Below are 1,354 nucleotides of genomic sequence, written 5' to 3' on the forward strand. Positions count from 1 at the left end.
AACGGACACCTATTCTTTTTGAAGAGGAGGTGCCGAAATGGGCAAGACTCGTACACCGTACCCGCCGGAATTCCGGGCGCAGATGGTGGAATTGGTCAAGGCCGGACGCACACCGCAGGAGCTTGCGCGCGAGTTCGAACCAACGGCGCAGACCATCATCAACTGGGTTGCACAGGCCGATCGTGATTCGGGTGTCCGCCAGGACGGACTGACCACGGCCGAGCGGCAGGAACTCACGCGCCTGCGTCGCAAGGTGCGCCAGCTCGAAATGGAGCGCGACATACTCTCTCACGCGGCCGCCTGGTTCGCCCGCGAGACCGGGGCCGTACCACCGAAGGGTACGGATTCATGAAGGCGAACCGGGCCCGCTGGCCCATTGCCACGATGGCGCGGCTGCTACAGGTCTCAACCAGCGGCTACTATGCGTGGCTGGTGCGCGAGCCATCGAAACGGTCATATAGCGATGCGCAACTGCTCGCGCGCATCCGCACGCTGCATGCGAGCTCGCGCGGCACGTATGGGGCGCCACGTATCCATGCGCAGCTCGCACGTGAAGGCGTGCACGTCGGACGCAAGCGGGTAGCTCGCCTGATGCGCTTGGCCGGCCTGCATGGTGCGAGCCGGCGGCGCTGGCCGCACACCACGCGGCAACGCGCGGGGGCACGGCGTGCTCCGGATCTGGTGCGCCGGCACTTCTGTGCCGAGGCAGCGAACGTGCTGTGGGTGGCGGACGCCACCTACATCCCGACGGCCGAGGGGTTTCTGTACCTGGCCGTGGTCCTCGACGTGTTCAGTCGCCGCATTGTGGGCTGGGCGATGTCCAGCCATCTGTACACCGAACTGATGCTGCGCGCACTGGATATGGCGTTGCTGCAGCGACGCCATGACGGTGTCATCCTGCATTCGGACCAGGGGTGCCAGTACACGTCTATCGCATTCGGGCGACGCTGCCGCGAAGCCGGCGTGCAACCGTCGATGGGGACGGCTGGCGACGCCTACGACAACGCGATGTGCGAATCGTTCTTCGGCACGCTCGAAGCGGAGCTGCTATTGCGCGAACACTTTGCGACCCATGAACAGGCCAGGCAGCGCATCTTCTGGTTTCTGGAGGGCTGGTACAACATACGCCGCCTGCACAGCAGCATTGGCTATTGTTCGCCGCTCGAATTCGAAAATCTGAACGCGAAAAGGCAAGCCGCGTCGTCCTGCGGGTTGCCCACCGGCGGGCAGCGTCATGGTCGTGAGGGGCGACCCGCCGCCCGCCCGTGGACAACCCGCGACTCAACGCTTAACGGAGGCCAGATCACATCAAATTGCTGACTGCAAATCTGTCCGTCGAACCGGGTCAACCTCA

The 1,354-nt window shown here is 64.3% G+C and carries 1 pseudogene; it reads left to right on the forward strand.

Annotation, left to right across the window (positions count from 1 at the left end):
- Positions 1-37 precede the first annotated feature (37 nt).
- A pseudogene (locus VSR68_RS42440) lies at positions 38-1,203 on the forward strand (IS3 family transposase); the annotation flags it as partial.
- Positions 1,204-1,354 lie beyond the last annotated feature (151 nt).

Origin of the sequence: Paraburkholderia phymatum, assembly GCF_038900715.1 — a bacterium.
Classification (GTDB): domain Bacteria; phylum Pseudomonadota; class Gammaproteobacteria; order Burkholderiales; family Burkholderiaceae; genus Paraburkholderia; species Paraburkholderia phymatum_A.